This window comes from Burkholderia sp. S-53, from assembly GCF_025560745.1.
In the GTDB taxonomy this organism is placed as follows: Bacteria; Pseudomonadota; Gammaproteobacteria; order Burkholderiales; family Burkholderiaceae; genus Burkholderia; species Burkholderia pyrrocinia.
Genome location: NZ_CP090483.1, coordinates 2,514,656 through 2,532,597, shown reverse-complemented (window position 1 = coordinate 2,532,597; position 17,942 = coordinate 2,514,656). Strand labels below are relative to the sequence as shown.

The window sequence follows — 17,942 nt, the reverse complement described above, 5'->3', positions numbered from 1 at the left end:
CCGGCGTTGCTTCGTCAGACGATCGCGACCCAGTTCGCGCCGCGCCCGCCCGGCACGCGCGCGTGCGGCAACAGCGCGCCGTCATCCGGTGCGATCGCATAGACCGACACATGTTCGGACTGCTCGCCGCACGCGACGAGCCAGCGCCCCGACGGATCGATCGCGAACCCGCGCGGCTGTGTCTCGGTGGCCGTCGCGTGCGCGGGCTCGAACGTGCCGTCGGCGGTGCGGCGATAGCAGAGCAGTTGGCTCGACGTGCGTTCGCTGACATACGCGAAACGCTCGTCGGGCGTCAGATGCAGGTCGGCGGCCCACACCGAAGGTTCGGCGGGCGCGGGCGGACGCGCATGGCCTTGCGCAAGCCCGGCGACGGCCGGGTGACGCGCGCTCGCGTGCGCGTCGCCGAGGCGGCCGCTGTCGGGATCGCGCGTGAAGGTGGCGAGCGTGCCCTGGAATTCGCTGACGACAATGAGCGCGCGGCCGTCGCACGCGAATCGCAGGTGACGCGGGCCGAAGCCGGCCGGCACGCGCGACTCGCCGTGTTCGACCAAACGCAGGCCGGCCGCATCCTCGACGAGCGCGAAGCTGAACACGCGGTCCGAGCCGAGCGAACTGACGTACGCGAAACGATTGTCCGGCGACACGATCACCGCATGCGCGTTCGCGATGCCGCCGGCCACCTGCAGCGGCGTACCGTCGCCGTCGCGCACGCGCGCGGCGTCGTAGAGGCTCAGCGAATTCCCGCCGTACGACGCGCCGAGCAGCCAGCGGCCGCTGCGGTCGAGCGACAGGTACGCGTGGCTCGCGTCGATGGCGGTCGTGCCGATGCGCGCGAGCGCGCCGGTGGCCGTGGCGACGCGGAACGCGACGATCGTCGGCTGCTCGCCGCGCGTCGCGACGTAGAGCCGTGCGCGGTCGGCCTGCACGGCGATCGGCATCGCGACGTCGGCGGCCGGGTAGCGGGCGAGCGGTGCGAGCGTGCCGTCGACCGCGAGGGAGAACGTGGCGAGGTCGCCGTCGGCGGCATTCGAGACGACGACGGTCAGGCGGTCAGTGTTCGGCATGGCGGAGCATCGTAGCGTTCGTGAAGGACTCGTCGGCCGGCAGGCCGCGCGGCGGATCGCTGCGCCGGTGCGTGCGCGCGAACAGCGCGGCGACCGCGGCGACGAGGGACGCGATCGCGAGCGCATACAGCCCGCCCGTGATCGAACCCGTATGTTGCTTCAGATAGCCGAAGGCCGTCGGCGCGACGAAGCCGCCGAGGTTGCCGACGGAGTTGATCAGCGCGATCACGGCCGCGACCACGCGCGTGTCGAGATAACCTTGCGGGATCGGCCAGAACAGCGACGACGCGGCCTTGAAGCCCAACGCGGCGAAGCAGATCGACGCGAACGACCACACGGGATCGTGCGACGTCGACGCGAACAGCCCGCATGCGGCGAGCACGAACGCGACTGCGAGCCAGCGTTGCGGATGCTTCCACTTCGACGACAGTACCGCGAAGCCGTACATCGCGCCGATCGCGATCATCCACGGAATCGTGTTGTACAGGCCGACCTGGAAATCGGTGAGGCCGCCCATCTTGCGGATGATCGTCGGCAGCCAGAACGTGGCCGCGTAGATCGTCAGCTGGATCGAGAAGTACAGGAAGCAGAACAGCATGATCTGCGGATCGCGCAGCAGCGCGGTGGCGCGCACGGGTACGTTCGAGCGCACGTCGCGCGCCGCGCGTTCCGCATCGAGCGCCGTTTCGAGCGCCGCGCGTTCGTCGGCCGTGAGCCACGTCGCGTCGCGGATGTGCGATTTCAGCAGCAGCCAGCTCGCGCCGCACAGCACGACCGAGAACAGCCCTTCGATCAGGAACATCCATTGCCAGCCTTCGAGGCCGAAGCCGTGGATCGACAGCAGTGCGCCGGTGACGGGCCCGGACAGTACCGACGCGAACGCGGAGCCGCCGAGGAAGATCGCCATCGCCTTGCCGCGCTCCTGCGGCGGCAGCCATTGCGACAGGTACAGCACGACGCCGGGGAAGAAGCCGGCCTCGGCCGCGCCGAGCAGGAAGCGCAGCACGTAGAACGACGTGTCGTTCCACACGAACGCCATCGCGGCCGCGACGATGCCCCACGTCGCCATGATCCGCGCTAGCCACACGCGTGCGCCGTAGCGCTGCATCAGCAGGTTCGACGGTACCTCGAACAGCGCATATCCGACGAAGAACAGCCCGGCGCCGAGCCCGTACGCGGCCGCGCCGATGCCGATCGACGCTTCGAGATGCCGATCGACGAAACCGACGTTCACGCGGTCGATGTAGTTCGCGATGAACATGATCAGCACGAGCGGCAGCACGTGCCACTTCACTTTCGAGACGGCGGACGCGAGCGGGTCGCGGCCGGGCAGGGCGGGCGAGGGCGGGTTCAACGGTGTCTCCGGTCGGGCGGCGGACGGGGCGGCAGCCCGCGTCGGCGTCTGGGTGGCGGTTTATGTAGTATGTCGTCGTATGACATGTTACGCCTGAGCACGTGTGAAGACGTCGCGGGTTTACCCGGAAATTTCCTAAATATTGGCGAATTTCACAAGATCGATCAGCGAGTCGATCATGTCTGATGACGTATGACGTCAAATGAGATCGCATCGATCACCGGGTGCCCGGCCGCGATCCGCGCCGCGCGTCGGCCGCGCAGGCCGTCCGGCGGCGGCCGTTGCGGCCCGTTACGCCATCGACACGACGCTGTTGAGCAGCGTCTTCACGAGCACGGCCTGCCGCGTCGCGCCCGTTTTCGCGAAGATGCCGCGCAGGTGCGCGCGCGCGGTGTTCTTCGTGATGCCCGTCGCGGTGGCCGCCTCGTCGAGCGTCAGCCCGTCGACGAGCAGCAGCGCGATTTCGGTTTCCATCGGCGTGAGCCGGAACAGCCGGTGCAGCATGTCGCGCGACGTCTGCGGCGACGCCGCCGGATCGCGGACGAACACCGCGACGGCGGGACGGTGCTGGCGGTCCTCGGCGCCGCGGTAGGGCGCGAGCGGGCGCAGCAGCACGCTCAACGGCATCGCGCCGCCGGGGCGCGACAGCGTGGTGGCTTCGATGCGCGCGAGCGCGCCTGCGCGGAAATGCTCGAGCGCGGCCTGCAGCGCCTTTTGCAGCCGGCGCTCGTCGAGCGGGCACGATGCGTGGAGTCGCTCCTGGCGCATGCACAGCCCGTCCTGCTGGTCGATCAGCCGCTCGGCGATGCGGTTGCGCTTGATCACGCGGCCGTCCTCGTCGACGATCGCGGTGCCGACGTCGAGCCGGTCGACGGTGCCTGCATACAGCGCGCGTTCGGCGTCGAGCACGTCGAGCGCCGCGTGCAGCTCGACCGCGCGCTGCAGGTGCGGCAGCAGCGTCGCGACCTGCGCGCGCTCGGCCGCGTCGAAATCGCGGCCGCCGTGCGCGCGGCTCACGAAGAACGCGCACTCGACGCCGCGTTCGCCGCGCAGGTTCGCGCCGAGGATGTAGCGCAGGTCGAGCGGCTGCAGGTACTGCCGGTAGAAGTCGTGCGCGCGCCACGCGGTTTCGCCGAACAGCCGGTCGGCCGTGAAGACCTGGCCGGGCGGGTGGTCGAGAAACGGGCACAGCGCATAGAACTGCTCGCTGTACGACGGCTCGCCGGGCAGCAGCGGGCCGTGCGTCGATGCGTTGATGATGAGCCCGTGCCGCGAGCCGCCCGGATTGCGCAGCACGAGCGTCGTGAAGCTCGCGTCGAGCCGCTCGCGGACCGCTTCGAGAAAGCCGGCCCACGGGGTTGCTTCCGACGGGCCCTGGTAGACGAGCCCGAGCCACGCGCTGAGTTCGCGCGCGGTCCACGCCGCGTCGTCGAAACCGTCGTGCGTGGCCGTATCGCCGGGCGCCAGCGCGATCCGCATGCTCGTGTTCTCCTTGGTCCGGATGAAGTGTTCCCGGACCAGCATACCGGCCGGCCGGCGGCCCGCGTCATCCGAACGGAGTAGGGTGACGCGGGCATGCGGGCAACCGCCGGGCTGCCCGCATGCGGCGCTTACGCCGCGCGTTCGCGCAGCAGGTACGCGACGATGCGGTCCGCCGCCGCTTCCGGCGACTCGGCCACCGTGTCGACGCGCAACTCGGGCTGCGCGGGCGGCTCGTACGGCGAGTCGATGCCCGTGAAGTGCTTCAGCTCGCCGCGTCGCGCCTTCTTGTACAGGCCCTTCGGATCGCGTTCCTCGGCGATCGCGAGCGGCGTGTCGACGAACACTTCGACGAACTCGTCGGGGCCGACCAGCGCACGCGCCATGTCGCGTTCCGCGCGGAACGGCGAGATGAACGACACGAGCGTGATGAGCCCCGCGTCGAGCATCAGCCGCGCGACTTCGGCGACGCGCCGGATGTTCTCCACGCGATCGGCCTCGGTGAAGCCGAGATCGCGATTGAGCCCATGCCGCACGTTGTCGCCGTCGAGCAGGTACGTGTGCCGGCCGAGCGCGTGCAGCCGCTTCTCGACGAGGTTCGCGATCGTCGACTTGCCGGCGCCCGACAGCCCAGTCAGCCACACGATGCGCGGCGTCTGCGCCTTCTGTACCGCACGCGCGTCGCGATCGACGTCGACGGCCTGCCAGTGCACGTTGTGCGCGCGGCGCAGCGCGAAGTGCAGCATCCCGGCGCCGACCGTGTCGTTGGTGAAGCGGTCGATCACGATGAAGCCGCCCGTATGACGGTTCACGTCGTACGGATCGAACGCGACGGGCCGGTCGAAGCTCAGGTTGCACACGCCGATCTCGTTGAGCGCGAGCGTACGCGCGGCGAGATGCTCGCGCGTATTCACGTCGATCTTGTACTTCGGCGTCGCGCAGGTCGCGCCGACCGTCTGCGTGCCGAGCTTCACGAGATACGGGCGGCCGGGCAGCAGCGGCTCGTCGTGCATCCACACGAGCGTCGCCTCGAACTGGTCGGCCACTTCGGGCGGCGCGTCCGCGCACGCGATCACGTCGCCGCGGCTGATGTCGATCTCGTCGGCGAGCGTGAGCGTCACCGCGTCGCCGGCGCGCGCGAGGCCGCTTTCGCCGCTCTGTGTGATCACCGTCGCGACCCGGCTCTCCTTGCCGGACGGCAGCACGCGCACGCGCTCGCCGACGCGGATCTCGCCCGATGCAATGCTGCCCGCGTAGCCGCGGAAGTTCAGGTGAGGGCGGTTGACCCACTGAACCGGCAGCCGGAACGGCTCGTCGCGCGTCACGCGCGCGGCGAGCGGCAGATTGTCGAGATGCTGCATCAGCGTCGGGCCCGCATACCACGGCATCCGCGCGCTCGGCACGATCACGTTGTCGCCGCGCAGCGCCGACATCGGGATGCTGACGATCTCCGCCAGCCCGAGCTCGGCCGCGAACGCGCGATAGTCGGCGTCGATGCGGTCGAACACGGCCTGGTCGTAGTCGACGAGATCCATCTTGTTGATCGCGAGCACGACACGCTTGATGCCGATCAGCGCGACGAGATGGCTGTGGCGGCGCGTCTGCGTGAGCACGCCCTTGCGCGCATCGATCAGGATCACTGCGAGATCGGCGGTCGATGCGCCGGTGATCATGTTGCGCGTGTACTGCTCGTGGCCGGGCGTGTCGGCGACGATGAACTTGCGTCGCGCGGTCGCGAAGAAGCGGTACGCGACGTCGATCGTGATCCCTTGCTCGCGCTCGGCCGACAGGCCATCGACGAGCAGTGCGAAATCGAGTTCGCCGCCCTGCGTGCCGACCTTCTTCGAATCGGCCTCGAGCTGCGTGAGCTGGTCGTCGAACAGCATGTTCGATTCGTAGAGCAGGCGGCCGATCAGCGTGCTCTTGCCGTCGTCGACGCTGCCGCACGTGATGAAGCGCAGCAGGTCCTTGGTTTGCGCGTCGTCGGCGGCGGCGGACGCGGCTGAGTTGCGGCGCGCGAGCGCGTCGGGCGCGGTGAGTACGTGTGCCATCAGAAATATCCCTCCTGTTTCTTCTTTTCCATCGAACCGGCCGAATCGCTGTCGATCAGGCGCCCCTGGCGCTCGGACGTGCGTGTCTCGCGCATCTCCTGCAGGATGTCGTCGAGCGTCGTCGCATCGCTGTCGATCGCGCCCGTCAGCGGATAGCAGCCGAGCGTGCGAAAGCGCACCTTGCGCATCTGCGGCACTTCGCCTTCGCGCAATGGCAAACGTTCGTCGTCGACCATGATCAGCGCGCCGTCCCGTTCGACGACAGGGCGTTCCTTCGCGAAGTAAAGCGGCACGATCGGGATGTCGTGAAGCTGGATGTACTGCCAGATGTCGAGTTCGGTCCAGTTCGAGATCGGGAACACGCGCAGGCTTTCGCCCTTGCGCTTGCGCGCGTTGTACAGCGACCAGAGTTCGGGACGCTGGCGCTTCGGGTCCCAGCGGTGCTGTTCGGAGCGCAGCGACACGATGCGCTCCTTCGCGCGCGATTTCTCCTCGTCGCGGCGCGCACCGCCGAACGCGGCGTCGAAGCCGTAGTGATCGAGCGCCTGCTTGAGCCCCTGCGTCTTCCACACGTCGGTGTGCACGGCCGAGCCATGCGTGAACGGATTGATGTCGTTCGCGACGCCGTCGGGGTTGATGTGCACGCGCAGGTCGAGGCCGAGCCGTGCAGCCGTCTCGTCGCGAAACGCGATCATCTCGCGGAACTTCCAGGTCGTATCGACGTGCAGCAGCGGAAAGGGCGGCTTCGCCGGGTAGAACGCCTTCATCGCGAGATGCAGCATGACCGAGCTGTCCTTGCCGATCGAATACAGCATCACCGGGTTCTCGCTCTCCGCGACCACCTCGCGCATGATGTGGATGCTTTCGGCCTCCAGCCGCTCCAAGTGGGTCAACATCGTTCGTCTCCTTGTTTCATGCCGGCGCCGCGCGACATGTGCGGCGTTTCGTGCATGACGCCAACGGTATCGAGCGAGGGGCATGCCGCTCTTCGTCCGGGTGGACTAAACGGCCGTGCGGCGGCGCAGCGGATCTTTCCTTAGTCCACCCGGACGAAGTGGCGCGCGACGCAGGCGCTTAAGGTGAGCGCTCGACCATCGGCGGAGACGACACATGACGGACGACACACGTGCCACGCAATTGCTTTCGGGCCAGACCTGGGCCGATTTCTGCGACACCCTGAAACGCAGCGGACAGCAGATCCTGCGCGCCGAGGCGCCGGACGATCCGCTGACGCGCGCGGAAGGGTTCCGCTACCTGAGCAGGCTGATGCGCATCGCGCTGGAAATGCACGTCGAGTTCGCGGACGGCGCATGGCCCGGCTTCTTCTCGCCGTCGCACGAGACCGCGAAGATCGGCGCCGACAATCCCGACAACCTGTACCAGTACGCGCGCGTCGACGGACGCTGCGAATATCGCGTGACGGGGCGGCGCGGCACGGTCGCGTACCTGAGCTTCGGCACGCAGAAGGGCGGCTACGAGACCGACGGCAAGATGCTGCAGACTGGCTTTCTCGATGCGAAGCAGCTCGAGATCGCGCCGGACGGCAGCTTCGAGATCGTGCTGAGCGAAACGCCGCGCGCGGGCAACTGGGTGCGCATGGAGTCCGGCACCAACGCGTTGCTGGTGCGCCAGACCTTCCTCGACCGGCGTGCGGAGACGCCCGCGCAACTGAAGATCGAGCGCATCGGCGCGCAGGATCGCCCGGCGCCGCTCGACCCGCTCGTGCTGCAGGGGGGCCTCACGCGCGCCGCGCAGTTCGTCGAGCAAACGTCGAAGCTGTTCGCCGACTGGGCCGCGAGCTACCGGTCGCACGTCAATGCGCTGCCGCCCGCCGACCAGGCGCTGTGCCAGTCGGTCGGCGGCGACCCGAACATCTACTACTACCACTCGTGCTGGTCGCTGGCCGACGACGAAGCGCTCGTGATCGACGTCGACACGGTGCCCGACTGCGATTTCTGGAACGTGCAGCTCAACAACTACTGGATGGAGTCGCTCGACTACCGGCACTTCGACATCTGCGTGAACAAGCACAGCGCGCGGCTGAATGCCGACGGCGGCGTGACGGTGGTCGTCGCGGCAGCGCGGCCGGGCGACGCGAACTGGCTCGATACGGCCGGGCATCGCACGGGCACGATCTGCTGGCGCTGGGTCGGCGCCGCGCAACCCGTGCATCCGCGCACGCGCGTCGTCAAGCTTGCGACGCTGAAGGAGGCCGCATGAACGCGCCGCTCGACCGGATCCGCACGCTGCTCGCCGCCGACGGGCTGATCGCCGAGGCCGTATCGCGCACGGGCGGGCTCACCGCGTTTGGCGACGGGCCGTATCGCGACGCGCTCGACGTGATGTGCGCGTCGCTGATCGACGAAGCGAAGCTGTCCGCGCGCGGCGCGGAGATGATGCGCGAGAAGCTCGTCGGCCAGCTCGTGAACCGGCTCGTCGTCGAGGATTACTTCCGGCGTTTTCCGGAGATCGCGGACATCGCGATCGACGATCCGCTCGTGATCGTCGGCCTGCCTCGCACGGGCACGACGCTGTTGCAGCGGCTGCTGGCGGTCGACCCGCGCTTTCATTCGGCTGCATGGTGGGAAACGCGTTACCCGGCGCCGCTCGCCGGCGAGACGCTCGACGCGCCGGCCGTGCGTATCGCACGCGCGCAGGCCGAGGTCGCGACGATGATCGACTGCATCCCGCAGATCCTGACGATCCATCCGCTCGACGCGATGCTCGCCGACGAGGAGTTCATGCTGATGGAGCACTCGTTCGTGTGTGCGATGGATTCGTACGCGAACGTGCCGCGCTATACGGCATGGCTCGCGCGGCAGGATCTCACGCCGGTCTACACGTACCTGAAGCGGATGCTGCAGTTCCTGCAGTGGCAGAAGGCGCGGCGCGGTGTCGCGCCGGCCGAGCGCTGGCTGCTGAAGACGCCGCAGCACCTGCATGCGCTCGACGTGCTGTGCCGCGTGTTCCCGCGCGCGCGGGTCGTGCTCACGCACCGCGATCCGGCGCAGACGATTCCGTCGATGGCGAGCATGGCGCACACGCTGTGGCAGATGTATGCGGACGATCCGGATCCGCTCGCCGTCGGCGCGCAATGGAACACCGGGATGGCGCGCGCGATCGGCGCGGCGATGGCGGCGCGCGACGCGTTGCCGGCCGACCGGTTCCTCGACGTGCGTTTCGAGGACACCGTAGCGAATCCGCTCGGCGTCGCGGAAGCCGTGTACGCGTTCGCCGGCATGTCGCTCGATGCGCGGCAGCGCGCGGCGATGACGGACTGGATGGCGCGCAACGGCCGCGACAAGCGCGCCGCGCACGACTATTCGATCGCGCGCTTTGGCTTCACCGATGCGCAGCTCGCGCGCGACTTCGCCGCATATCGCGCGCGGCACCTGCGGGCGGCCGGCTGACGGCCGCACCCGCGAGACGAACGACAACCAGGAGACACCCCATGTTGCTGAAGGACAAGATCGTCGTGATTTCCGGGATCGGCCCGGGCCTCGGTGTGAAGCTCGCCGTCGAGGCCGCGCGCGAGGGCGCGCGTGGCGTGGTCGTCGCGGCGCGCACGAAGGAGAAGCTCGACGATGCCGAAGCGCGGATCCGCGCACTCGGCGTCGATTGCGACGTGCTGAAGGTGAAGACCGACATCACGGATCGCGCGCAATGCCGGCAACTCGCGACACAGGCGGTCGAGCGCTTCGGCCGGATCGACGCGCTCGTGAACAGCGCATTCGTGCACGGCACGTTTCCGGAGCCGGTCGAGCAAGCCGATCTCGATGGCTGGCGCGCGGTGTTCGACACCAACGTGTTCGGCACGATGGCGCTCACGCAGGAAGTCGTGCCGCACATGAAGCGCGAGCAGCGCGGCGCGATCGTGATGATCAACACGCAGGCGACCCGCAAGCCTTTTGCAGGGGAAGGCGGCTACGCTGTATCGAAGGGGGCGCTCGCCGTTGCGGCAAAATACCTGGCGCGCGAACTCGGCGTGCACGGCATCCGCGCAAACAGCATCCACATGGGCTGGATGTGGGGCGTGCCGACGCAGACGTATTTCCGGCAGGCAGCGGCCGAATACGGGATGACGGAAGAACAGATCATCGCGCCGATCGCGTCGAACATCGCGCTCGCGAAGCTGCCGACCGACGACGATTGCGCGCGCGCGGCGCTGTTTCTCGCGTCCGACTACGCGAACGCGGTGACGGGCGCGACGCTCGACGCGAACGGCGGCGATTTCATGCCCTGACGATGGAGCAAAGGATCATGCAGGACAACCACGACGCGCGGCATTTTTTCGCGTTCAACGGCGACGCGGACGGCCTGTGCGCGCTTCAACAACTGCGGCTCGCGGAAGGTGTGATCGGCACGCTCGTGACCGGCGTGAAGCGCGACATCAAGCTGCTCGAGCGGATCGATGCACGCGCGGGCGACATCGTCACCGTGCTCGACGTGTCGCACGACCAGAACCGCGACGCGTGCGCGCGGCTGCTGCGCGACGGCGCGACGGTCCGCTATTTCGACCACCACTTCGCGGGCGAGCTGCCCGACGATCCGCGTTTCGGCGCGCATATCGACACGGCGGCCGACGTCTGCACGAGCGCGCTCGTGAACCGCTATCTCGGCGGCCGGCATGTGCGCTGGGCGATCGTCGCGGCCTTCGGCGACGAACTGCCGGCGCTCGGCGACGCGCTCGCACGCGAGCACGGGATCGACGAAGCCGAGCGCTGCACGCTCGCCGAACTCGGGCTCTACCTGAACTACAACGCGTACGGCGATTGCGTCGGCGACCTGCACTTCGATCCGGCGGCGCTCGCCGACGCGATGCTGCCGTGCGTCGATCCGCTCGATTTCGTGCGCGGGACCGCCGTGTTCGCCGCGCTGCGCGACGGCTACCGCGACGACATGGCGCGCGCGTGCGCGCTCGCGCCGCTGCGCGAGGTGCCGGGTGCGACGCTGGTGCGGATGCCTGATCAACCGTGGGCGCGGCGCGCGACGGGGATGCTCGCGAACGAACGGATGCGCAACGCGCCGCATGTGGCGCTCGCGGTGCTGTCGCCGCGCGCCGATGGCGGGCTCGTCGTCAGCGTGCGCGTGCCCGATGGTCGGCCGCTCGGTGCCGACGAGTTCTGCCGCGGCTTTGCGACCGGCGGCGGGCGCAAGCGCGCGGGCGGCATCAACCATCTGCCGGAAACCGAGTTCGACGCATTCGCCGCGCGTTTCGAAGCGGCGTTCCGGCTCGATTGAAGCTGCGCCTCCACGACGCGCGCCGTGCAGCCATCGCACGGCGCGCGTCGTGGCCAGGTCGACCGGATCAGCCGGTCGCGCCCGCGAGCGCGGCCGGCACGTTGTGGCCGTAGCAGCGCTCCTCGACACGCTCGGCGATGCGCCAGCCCTGCGCGGTGCGCACGAACCGGTCGACGTACCACAGCCCGAGAAACATCACCTGCGTGCCGCCGTCCGGCAGCGCGACTTCCATCGGATTGAAGCAGATCGTGCGGCCGCGCGCGGTGTCGCCGTCGAGCCGGATCGACAGGTTGCCGACCATGTGCTGGTACTGCGGAAACTGCGGCAACACGGAGCGCAGCCACGCCTTCACGTCCGGATAACGGCCGGCGATGCCGCCCATCGCGCGATAGTCGATCGCCGCGTCGGGCGTGAAGACGGTATCGAGCGCGTCGAAGTCGCGCGTGTCGATCGCGCTCGAATACGCGACGACCAGCTCGTGGATGTCGTGATGGTCGGACAGCGTTTGCAGATCGGGCATCGGCCGCTCCCGGTCACGCGCTGTTGTGCCGGCGTGCCGCATGCAGCGCTTCCGCGCGCTGCTTCACGTCGCGCGCACACTGGTCGAAGCCCTGTTTCACCCACGCGCCGTGGTTCTGCATGATCGTGTCCGCGTTGACGCCGAGGAACTGGTCGGTCGTGAAGTAGCGGCAGCGCTCCGGGCCGTCGGCGTCGATGTACTGGTCGCGGCGCGCGGCGTCCTTGTTGGCGTCGGTCGGGCGCTGCTCCCACGACAGCAGGCGCTCGGGCTCATAGGCGACGAGGATCTCGCTGACGGGAATCACGGTCTCCGTGCCCGGGATGCGAATCTGCATGTGCACGAAATCGCCGAGCTTGCCGGTCGTTTCGAAGCCGACGCAAAACGTGTTCCATTCGCCGTAGCGCGGGAAGTCGGTCAGCACTTCCCACACGACGGAAGCCGGCGCGTCGATGTCGACGGCGATCGAGGTGACGAGATTCGAGGGTTTGGTCATGGAGGTCTGTCGGGTGAGGCTGCGCGCGCCCGGGTGGCTGGGCGCCGCGGCGGTCGGAAGGATTCGCGCCGGCGTCGGCCGGCGCGCGTGGCGGGTGCGGATCGGTGCGCGCGGTGCCGGTAGCAGCCGGCACGTGCCGCGCATCGCGGGGCACCCGACATCGAGCGTAGGCCGGCGGATGCGGCGAAGAATCGTCGGAATGGACTAAGGCGTTTCACCGGGCGTGCGACGCAGCGTGATTGCCACGACCGTCATCGGTGTCGGCACGTCGAGAGTCAGCACGTCGGCAGGTCGCACGTCCGCACGTTGGCAGGTCGGCAGGTCGCGCGTCCGCACGTCAGCAGGTCGGCACGTCGACACGTCGACACGTCGAGCGTCGAGCGTCGACACCGCGCGGCGCAGCCGCGACAATACGCATCCCATTACGCTTCCCGCATCGAGGTGCCAGTGCCCGCCAAGTCGTCCGTTGCTCCCGCTATCGTCTGGTTCCGCGACGATCTGCGCGTGACCGACCAGCCTGCGCTGACACGCGCGGTCGAATCGGGCCGGCCGCTCGTCTGCGCGTTCGTCGACGACACGGGCGCCGGCGCGGGGCGTCCGCCGGGCGGCGCGGCGCGCTGGTGGCTGCACGGGTCGCTGGCAGGGCTCGACGCCGCGCTCGCGCGTCATGGCGGGCGGTTGCTGCTGTTGCGCGGCGACGCGCAGCGCGAGATCGAGCGCGCCGTGCACGACACGGGCGCGGCGGCCGTGTACTGGAACCGCCGCTATGCACAGCCGCAGCGCGATGCCGATGCGACGCTGAAGGCGTCGCTCAAGGCGCGCGGCGTCGCGGTCGAGAGCAGCAACGGCAGCCTGCTGAACGAGCCATGGGAGGTGTTGACGGGCAGCGGTGCGCCGTACCAGGTGTTCACTGCGTACTGGCGCGCGGCGCGCCGCGACCGCACGGTCGCCGCGCCGCTGCCGGAACCGGAACGGATCGTGTTTCAACCGTGGCCGGAAGCCGTGCGCGACCGCGCGCTGGCGCTCGACGCGCTCGCGTTGCGCTCGCCCGTGCCGGACTGGGCCGGCGGCCTGCGCGACGCGTGGCTTGCGCCCGACGAGGCCGGTGCGCACGAACGGCTCGACGCGTTCCTGACGGCGTCGCTCGCCGGTTATGCGGAGGCGCGCGATCGTCCCGACCGTCCCGCGACGAGCCGGCTGTCGCCGTTCCTGCGCTTCGGCAATGTATCGCCGCGACAGGTGTGGCACGCGGTGCAGGGTGCCGCGAATGCAGGCGGCGCGGCGTATGCGGCGGATGCCGACAAGTTCCTGAGCGAGCTCGGCTGGCGCGAATTCAGCTACGCGCTGCTGTATCACTTCCCGGCGCTCGCGACCGACAACTTCCGCGCGCAATTCGACGCGATGCCGTGGCGTGACGATGCCGCGGCGCTGCGTGCGTGGCAGCGCGGCCGGACCGGCTATCCGCTCGTCGATGCGGGCCTGCGCGAGCTGTGGACGACGGGCTGGATGCACAACCGTGTGCGGATGGTCGTCGCGTCGTTCCTCGTCAAGCACCTGCTGATCGACTGGCGCGCGGGCGAAGCGTGGTTCTGGGACACGCTGGTCGACGCCGACCCCGCGAACAACGCGGCGAGCTGGCAGTGGGTGGCCGGCTGCGGCGCCGTATTTCCGCATCTTCAACCCGGTCGCGCAGGGCCGGAAGTTCGACCCGGACGGCACGTACGTGCGGCGCTGGGTGCCCGAACTCGCGGGCCTCGACACCGCGTCGATCCACGCGCCGTGGGAAGCGTCGCCGCTGCAGCTCGACGCGGCCGGCGTGCGACTCGGCGTCGACTATCCGGCACCGCTCGTCGATCACGCCGCCGCGCGCGCTCGCGCGCTCGATGCGCTGGCCACGTTGCCGAAACGTCGCTGACGGTCTGCCTGCGCGGTGCGGCTTGCCGCGTCAGTTGCAGAACGCGACGTGTTCGAGCAGCGCGTACGCGATGCCCGAATCGAAGTAGGCCGCACCGCACCACGCGACGAACGCGAGCGTGCCGGCCGCCAGCGCCGCGCGGATCATGCCCATGCCGCGTTGCCCGACGCCGGACGCGCGATGCGCGCGTCGTCGATCGGCAGGTGCAGGAGCGCCGCGAGCACGCCGAGCGCGATCGAGCCGATCCACAGCGGCAGGTACGAATGCGTCGCGTCGTACACGATCGCACCGAGCCAGACGCCGAAGAAGCTGCCGAGCTGGTGCCCGAAGAACACGAAGCCGAACAGCGTCGCGATGTAGCGCACGCCGAACACCTGCGAGATCACGCCGTTCGTCAGCGGCACCGTGCCGAGCCACGTGAACCCCATCACGGCCGCGAACACGTAGACGCTCGCGGGCGACAGCGGCGCGGCGACGAACGCGGCCATCGCGAGCGCGCGCACGAGGTACAGCACCGACAGCACGTACTTGCGCCGCAGCAGCCCGCCGAGGTGGCCGCACGCATAGGTGCCGGCCACGTTGGTCAATGCGATCAGCGCGAGCGCGACGCTCGCGTGGCGCGCCGGCAGCCCGTGGTCGAGCAAGTAGGCGGGCAGGTGCGTTGCGATGAACGCGAGCTGGAAGCCGCACGCGAAGAAGCCGGCGTTCAGCAGCCAGAAGCCGCGGTGCGCGAATGCCTCGCGCACCGCTTCGCCGATCGACTGGTCGGGGCCGGCGGCGGCGCCGGCCGCCTGCGCGGGCCGGTCGCGCAGCAGCACGGCGAGCGGCGCGAGCAGCGCCGCGACGAGCGCCAGCGCGACGAACGCGTGCCGCCAGCCGATCCCGCCGATCAGTTCCTGCGCGACGGGCACCATGCAGAACTGGCCGAGCCCGCCGATCGCGCCGGCAACGCCGAGCGCCCAGCCGCGCCGGTCGGGCGGAAACAGGCGGCTCAGCGCGCCGTAGATCGATGCGAACGCCGAGCCCGACAGCGCGATGCCGATCACGAGCCCGGCGCCGACGGTGAATATGCCGGTCGACGCCGCGTGCGCCATCGTGACGAGCCCGGCCGCGTACAACAGCATCCCGGCGACGATCACGCGCACCGAGCCGAAGCGATCGGCGACCATCCCCGTGAACGGCTGCGCGACACCCCAGATCAGGTTCTGCAGCGCCAGTGCGAGCCCGAACGCTTCGCGCGACCAGCCGTGGTCGAGCGATACGGGCGCGAGGAACAGGCCCTGCACGTGGCGGATGCCGAGCGCGGCGCCCATGATCAGGCCGCCCGCCAGCACGGGCAGCCAGCGGCGTCGGACTTCCTGCTCGATCGGGGTCATGCGTGTCTCCGGATGAAGGCGCGCGGCGAAACGGCCGCGCTCGATCCGATTAGACGATCGGGCCCGGCGTCGCTCAAGCGATCATTCGGTCAGGTTGGCATGCGTGAGAGGAATGCGACGGCGTGCGGCCGGGCGACGCGGCAGGTCGTGGTCACGGTCATCCGGAAAGCCGGCTTACGCAGACGCCATGTCGTGCGCATGCATCGCGGCATCGCATTCGGCAGCTTCGACGAGCATCCAGTCGCGCACGTCGGCCACTTCGCGGCGCGGGGCCGGATCGTGCTGGAACAGCCAGTAGCCGTACGCATCGGACAGCGCCTGCGTGTGCGGCCCGAGCACCGCGAGCCGCCCGTCCGCGAGCATCGGCGCGACGAGTGCAAGCCGCCCGAGCGCGACACCCTGGCCCGCGATCGCGGCCTGGATCACCTGGTCGTACTGGTTGAAGCGCAGCACGCCTTTCGGGCGCGCGTCGCCGAGCCCGGCCGCCTGCAGGTGCGTGCGCCACTGCAATTGCGGCTGCGGCGGCCCGTCGAATTCGAGCAGCACATGGTCGGCGATCGCGGCCACGGTCGTGACCGGCCGCGCGGCCAGCGCGGGATGCGCGACCGGCACGACGATCTCGTCGAACAGGTGCAACGCGCCGGCCGGCGCGCGATCGCGCGGGCAATAGCGGATGCCGAGGTCGATGCCTTCGGTGCGCAAATCGAGTACCTTGTCGTTCGCGGCGACGCGCAGGTCGATCTCCGGCAGGCGTGCCTGCAGCCGCCCGAGCCGCGGCAGCAGCCACAGCGCGGTGACGCCGATGCTCGCGGTGATCGTGACGGGCTGGCGCTCGCGCGCGGCGGCGAGCGACGCGACGGTGTCCTGCAGGCTGTGCAGCGCTGCATCCGCGACGCGGAACAGCCGCTCGCCTTCCGGCGTGAACGCGATCTTCCGGTAGCCGCGCTGCAGCAGCGCGACGCCGAGATGCGCTTCGAGCGCGTGCACCTGGCGGCTGACCGCCGACTGCGTGACGCACAGGTCCTGCGCGGCGAGCGTGATGCTCATGCGGCGGCCGACCGCGACGAAACCGCGGACCAGGTCGAGCGACGGGAGACGGACGAGAGGCGTTGACATGCGCGTGACTCATGCGAACGGAGCAGCAAGATTGGTTGAGAACGCGGCACGCGTCAAGTTCAATGGAGGCTGGCCGATGGGCGCGGGCGGCGGCTCGCGGCGGCCCGGATCGCGAAGCATGGGGCCGGAGTAAGCGCTGAAGCGCCAACTCCGGCCGACAGGAGACAGGGGACAGGATGACGATTTCGAACGAAGGAAGCGGGGCGGCGCAGGGCAGTCGTGCGGCGGGCGCATTGCCGCCCGAGCCCGTGACGCTGCGCGCGGCCGACGGTTATGCGTTGCGCGGCCACGTGTGGCGCCATCGCGGCGGCGGCGCGGCGCGGCCCGTGACGGTCGTCAATTGCGCGACGTCGGTGCGCTGCGACTATTACTTCCGTTTCGCGGCCTGGCTGTTCGCGCAGGGGCGCGACGTGCTCGTCTACGACTATCGCGGCATCGGCGGGTCGCGCCCGGCGCAACTCGCGAAGCTGCGCGCGAACTGGCTCGACTGGGGGCGGCTCGATTGCGAAGCCGCGCTGCAATACGCGCGCGATGCGTTTCCGGGCCAGCCGCTCGACGTCGTCGCGCACAGTATCGGCGGCTGCCTGCTCGGGCTCGCGGCGTCGAACGTGCACGTGCGGCATGCGGTGACTGTCGGCGCGCAGTATGCGTACTGGCGCGATTACCTGCCGGCCGAGCGGCGCGGCATGTGGTGGAAGTGGCATGTCGCGATGCCGGCGCTCGCGGCCGTGTTCGGCTATGTGCCCGCGAAGCGGCTCGGCTGGATGGAGGACACGCCGCGCGGTGTCGCGCTGTCGTGGGCGCGTTCGCAGCCGCGTTTCGAGGACGGCTACATCGGCGGCGTGCTCGACGAAGGCGCCGTGAGCCGCGCGGCGTTGCCGGCCCGCTTCGCGGGGCTGTCGGCGCCGATGCTCGCGATCGGCGTCGACGACGACGCGTTCGGCACGGTCGACGCGATCGAGCGGCTGGTCGGCTACTACACGGGCAGCGACGTCTCGCACCTGCGGATCGCGCCGGCCGACGTCGGCGTCGATGCGATCGGGCATTTCGCGTTTTTCCACAGCCGCTTCACCGACACGCTGTGGCCCGTCGCGCTGTACTGGCTGCAACACGGCGTGCTGCCGGCCGATGCGCCGGGCGTCGTGCACGCACTTCATCCGGCGTCGCGCGCCCGGGTGGCGGGTAGCGGCGTGCCGGGCGTGGCCGCGAACGGGTGAAGCGGGGCGGCAGCGCAATGCGGCGCGCGCGGTGCGCTGCCGTGCGCGGCCTTCGAATGTCGCTCGCGAAGAATCCCGCGTTCGGCGCGAGCGCGTCGATACGCGCACGCACCGGT

At 69.7% G+C, this 17,942-nt stretch carries 15 protein-coding genes and 1 pseudogene; 6 read left to right on the top strand and 10 right to left on the bottom strand.

Annotated features, from left to right (window positions below; all coding sequences use genetic code 11):
* Window positions 1–14: 14 nt before the first annotated feature.
* From LXM88_RS16655 to cysD, 5 genes are all read right to left on the bottom strand, one after another.
* Window positions 15–1,064, bottom strand: a complete 1,050-nt coding sequence (locus LXM88_RS16655; RefSeq protein ID WP_262534432.1) for a lactonase family protein — start codon at window positions 1,062–1,064, stop codon at window positions 15–17.
* Complete coding sequence (locus LXM88_RS16650; protein WP_262534430.1) at window positions 1,051–2,418, bottom strand: MFS transporter; 1,368 nt, start codon at window positions 2,416–2,418, stop codon at window positions 1,051–1,053. Before LXM88_RS16650 ends, LXM88_RS16655 begins: the two co-directional genes overlap by 14 nt.
* A gap of 291 nt (window positions 2,419–2,709) precedes the next feature.
* Entirely contained in the window at window positions 2,710–3,897 is a 1,188-nt protein-coding gene (locus tag LXM88_RS16645; protein WP_262534427.1) for a helix-turn-helix transcriptional regulator, read from the bottom strand.
* 131 nt (window positions 3,898–4,028) lie between these two features.
* Window positions 4,029–5,948, bottom strand: coding sequence for a sulfate adenylyltransferase subunit CysN (gene cysN, locus LXM88_RS16640; protein ID WP_262534424.1), 1,920 nt, complete (start codon window positions 5,946–5,948; stop codon window positions 4,029–4,031).
* Window positions 5,948–6,844 (bottom strand): sulfate adenylyltransferase subunit CysD, encoded by an 897-nt coding sequence (cysD, locus tag LXM88_RS16635; protein ID WP_262534421.1) that lies wholly within the window; start codon window positions 6,842–6,844, stop codon window positions 5,948–5,950. The genes cysN and cysD overlap by 1 nt, the downstream gene beginning before the upstream one ends.
* Before the next feature lie 214 nt (window positions 6,845–7,058).
* On the opposite strand from cysD, the gene LXM88_RS16630 reads away from it, so the two are divergent.
* From LXM88_RS16630 to LXM88_RS16615, 4 genes are read left to right on the top strand one after another with little or no spacing between them, the layout of a single operon-like run.
* The gene (locus LXM88_RS16630; protein WP_262534419.1) at window positions 7,059–8,168 is read left to right on the top strand and encodes a DUF1214 domain-containing protein; all 1,110 of its coding nucleotides are present in this window, start codon (window positions 7,059–7,061) and stop codon (window positions 8,166–8,168) included.
* A complete protein-coding gene (locus tag LXM88_RS16625) occupies window positions 8,165–9,358 on the top strand; it encodes a sulfotransferase family protein (protein WP_262534417.1) in 1,194 nt (397 codons plus the stop codon). Before LXM88_RS16630 ends, LXM88_RS16625 begins: the two co-directional genes overlap by 4 nt.
* A 41-nt stretch (window positions 9,359–9,399) precedes the next feature.
* Window positions 9,400–10,191, top strand: coding sequence for an SDR family oxidoreductase (locus LXM88_RS16620; protein ID WP_262534414.1), 792 nt, complete (start codon window positions 9,400–9,402; stop codon window positions 10,189–10,191).
* Window positions 10,192–10,208: 17 nt separating this feature from the next.
* A complete protein-coding gene (locus tag LXM88_RS16615) occupies window positions 10,209–11,189 on the top strand; it encodes an acetyltransferase (RefSeq protein ID WP_262534412.1) in 981 nt (326 codons plus the stop codon).
* Window positions 11,190–11,256: 67 nt separating this feature from the next.
* On the opposite strand, the gene LXM88_RS16610 is transcribed toward LXM88_RS16615, so the two are convergent.
* Both LXM88_RS16610 and LXM88_RS16605 read right to left on the bottom strand, forming a co-directional pair.
* Complete coding sequence (locus tag LXM88_RS16610) at window positions 11,257–11,709, bottom strand: nuclear transport factor 2 family protein (protein ID WP_262534410.1); 453 nt, start codon at window positions 11,707–11,709, stop codon at window positions 11,257–11,259.
* Window positions 11,710–11,722: 13 nt separating this feature from the next.
* Window positions 11,723–12,202 (bottom strand): SRPBCC domain-containing protein, encoded by a 480-nt coding sequence (locus LXM88_RS16605; protein ID WP_262534408.1) that lies wholly within the window; start codon window positions 12,200–12,202, stop codon window positions 11,723–11,725.
* A gap of 447 nt (window positions 12,203–12,649) precedes the next feature.
* On the opposite strand from LXM88_RS16605, the pseudogene LXM88_RS16600 reads away from it, so the two are divergent.
* A pseudogene (locus LXM88_RS16600) lies at window positions 12,650–14,117 on the top strand (cryptochrome/photolyase family protein).
* 30 nt (window positions 14,118–14,147) lie between these two features.
* Here LXM88_RS16600 and LXM88_RS16595 read toward each other — a convergent pair.
* From LXM88_RS16595 to LXM88_RS16585, 3 genes are all read right to left on the bottom strand, one after another.
* Window positions 14,148–14,270: a hypothetical protein gene (locus tag LXM88_RS16595; protein ID WP_262534406.1), complete on the bottom strand. Its 123-nt coding sequence runs from the start codon at window positions 14,268–14,270 to the stop codon at window positions 14,148–14,150.
* Complete coding sequence (locus tag LXM88_RS16590) at window positions 14,261–15,493, bottom strand: MFS transporter (protein WP_262534404.1); 1,233 nt, start codon at window positions 15,491–15,493, stop codon at window positions 14,261–14,263. Before LXM88_RS16590 ends, LXM88_RS16595 begins: the two co-directional genes overlap by 10 nt.
* Window positions 15,494–15,667: 174 nt before the next feature.
* Window positions 15,668–16,609, bottom strand: a complete 942-nt coding sequence (locus LXM88_RS16585; protein WP_262534403.1) for a LysR substrate-binding domain-containing protein — start codon at window positions 16,607–16,609, stop codon at window positions 15,668–15,670.
* 176 nt (window positions 16,610–16,785) lie between these two features.
* Here LXM88_RS16585 and LXM88_RS16580 point away from each other — a divergent pair, with 176 nt between their 5' ends.
* Window positions 16,786–17,826, top strand: a complete 1,041-nt coding sequence (locus LXM88_RS16580) for an alpha/beta hydrolase family protein (RefSeq protein ID WP_262534400.1) — start codon at window positions 16,786–16,788, stop codon at window positions 17,824–17,826.
* Window positions 17,827–17,942: the final 116 nt, after the last annotated feature.

Excerpts from the sequence above, each read along its gene's own strand:
- LXM88_RS16655 (WP_262534432.1), bottom strand. The coding sequence starts at position 1,064 with ATGCCGAACACTGACCGCCTGACCGTCGTCGTCTCGAATGCCGCCGAC.
- LXM88_RS16645 (WP_262534427.1), bottom strand. The coding sequence starts at position 3,897 with ATGCGGATCGCGCTGGCGCCCGGCGATACGGCCACGCACGACGGTTTC.
- cysN (WP_262534424.1), bottom strand. The coding sequence starts at position 5,948 with ATGGCACACGTACTCACCGCGCCCGACGCGCTCGCGCGCCGCAACTCA.
- cysD (WP_262534421.1), bottom strand. The coding sequence starts at position 6,844 with ATGTTGACCCACTTGGAGCGGCTGGAGGCCGAAAGCATCCACATCATG.
- LXM88_RS16630 (WP_262534419.1), top strand. The coding sequence starts at position 7,059 with ATGACGGACGACACACGTGCCACGCAATTGCTTTCGGGCCAGACCTGG.
- LXM88_RS16625 (WP_262534417.1), top strand. The coding sequence starts at position 8,165 with ATGAACGCGCCGCTCGACCGGATCCGCACGCTGCTCGCCGCCGACGGG.
- LXM88_RS16620 (WP_262534414.1), top strand. The coding sequence starts at position 9,400 with ATGTTGCTGAAGGACAAGATCGTCGTGATTTCCGGGATCGGCCCGGGC.
- LXM88_RS16615 (WP_262534412.1), top strand. The coding sequence starts at position 10,209 with ATGCAGGACAACCACGACGCGCGGCATTTTTTCGCGTTCAACGGCGAC.
- LXM88_RS16610 (WP_262534410.1), bottom strand. The coding sequence starts at position 11,709 with ATGCCCGATCTGCAAACGCTGTCCGACCATCACGACATCCACGAGCTG.
- LXM88_RS16605 (WP_262534408.1), bottom strand. The coding sequence starts at position 12,202 with ATGACCAAACCCTCGAATCTCGTCACCTCGATCGCCGTCGACATCGAC.
- LXM88_RS16595 (WP_262534406.1), bottom strand. The coding sequence starts at position 14,270 with ATGGGCATGATCCGCGCGGCGCTGGCGGCCGGCACGCTCGCGTTCGTC.
- LXM88_RS16590 (WP_262534404.1), bottom strand. The coding sequence starts at position 15,493 with ATGACCCCGATCGAGCAGGAAGTCCGACGCCGCTGGCTGCCCGTGCTG.
- LXM88_RS16585 (WP_262534403.1), bottom strand. The coding sequence starts at position 16,609 with ATGTCAACGCCTCTCGTCCGTCTCCCGTCGCTCGACCTGGTCCGCGGT.
- LXM88_RS16580 (WP_262534400.1), top strand. The coding sequence starts at position 16,786 with ATGACGATTTCGAACGAAGGAAGCGGGGCGGCGCAGGGCAGTCGTGCG.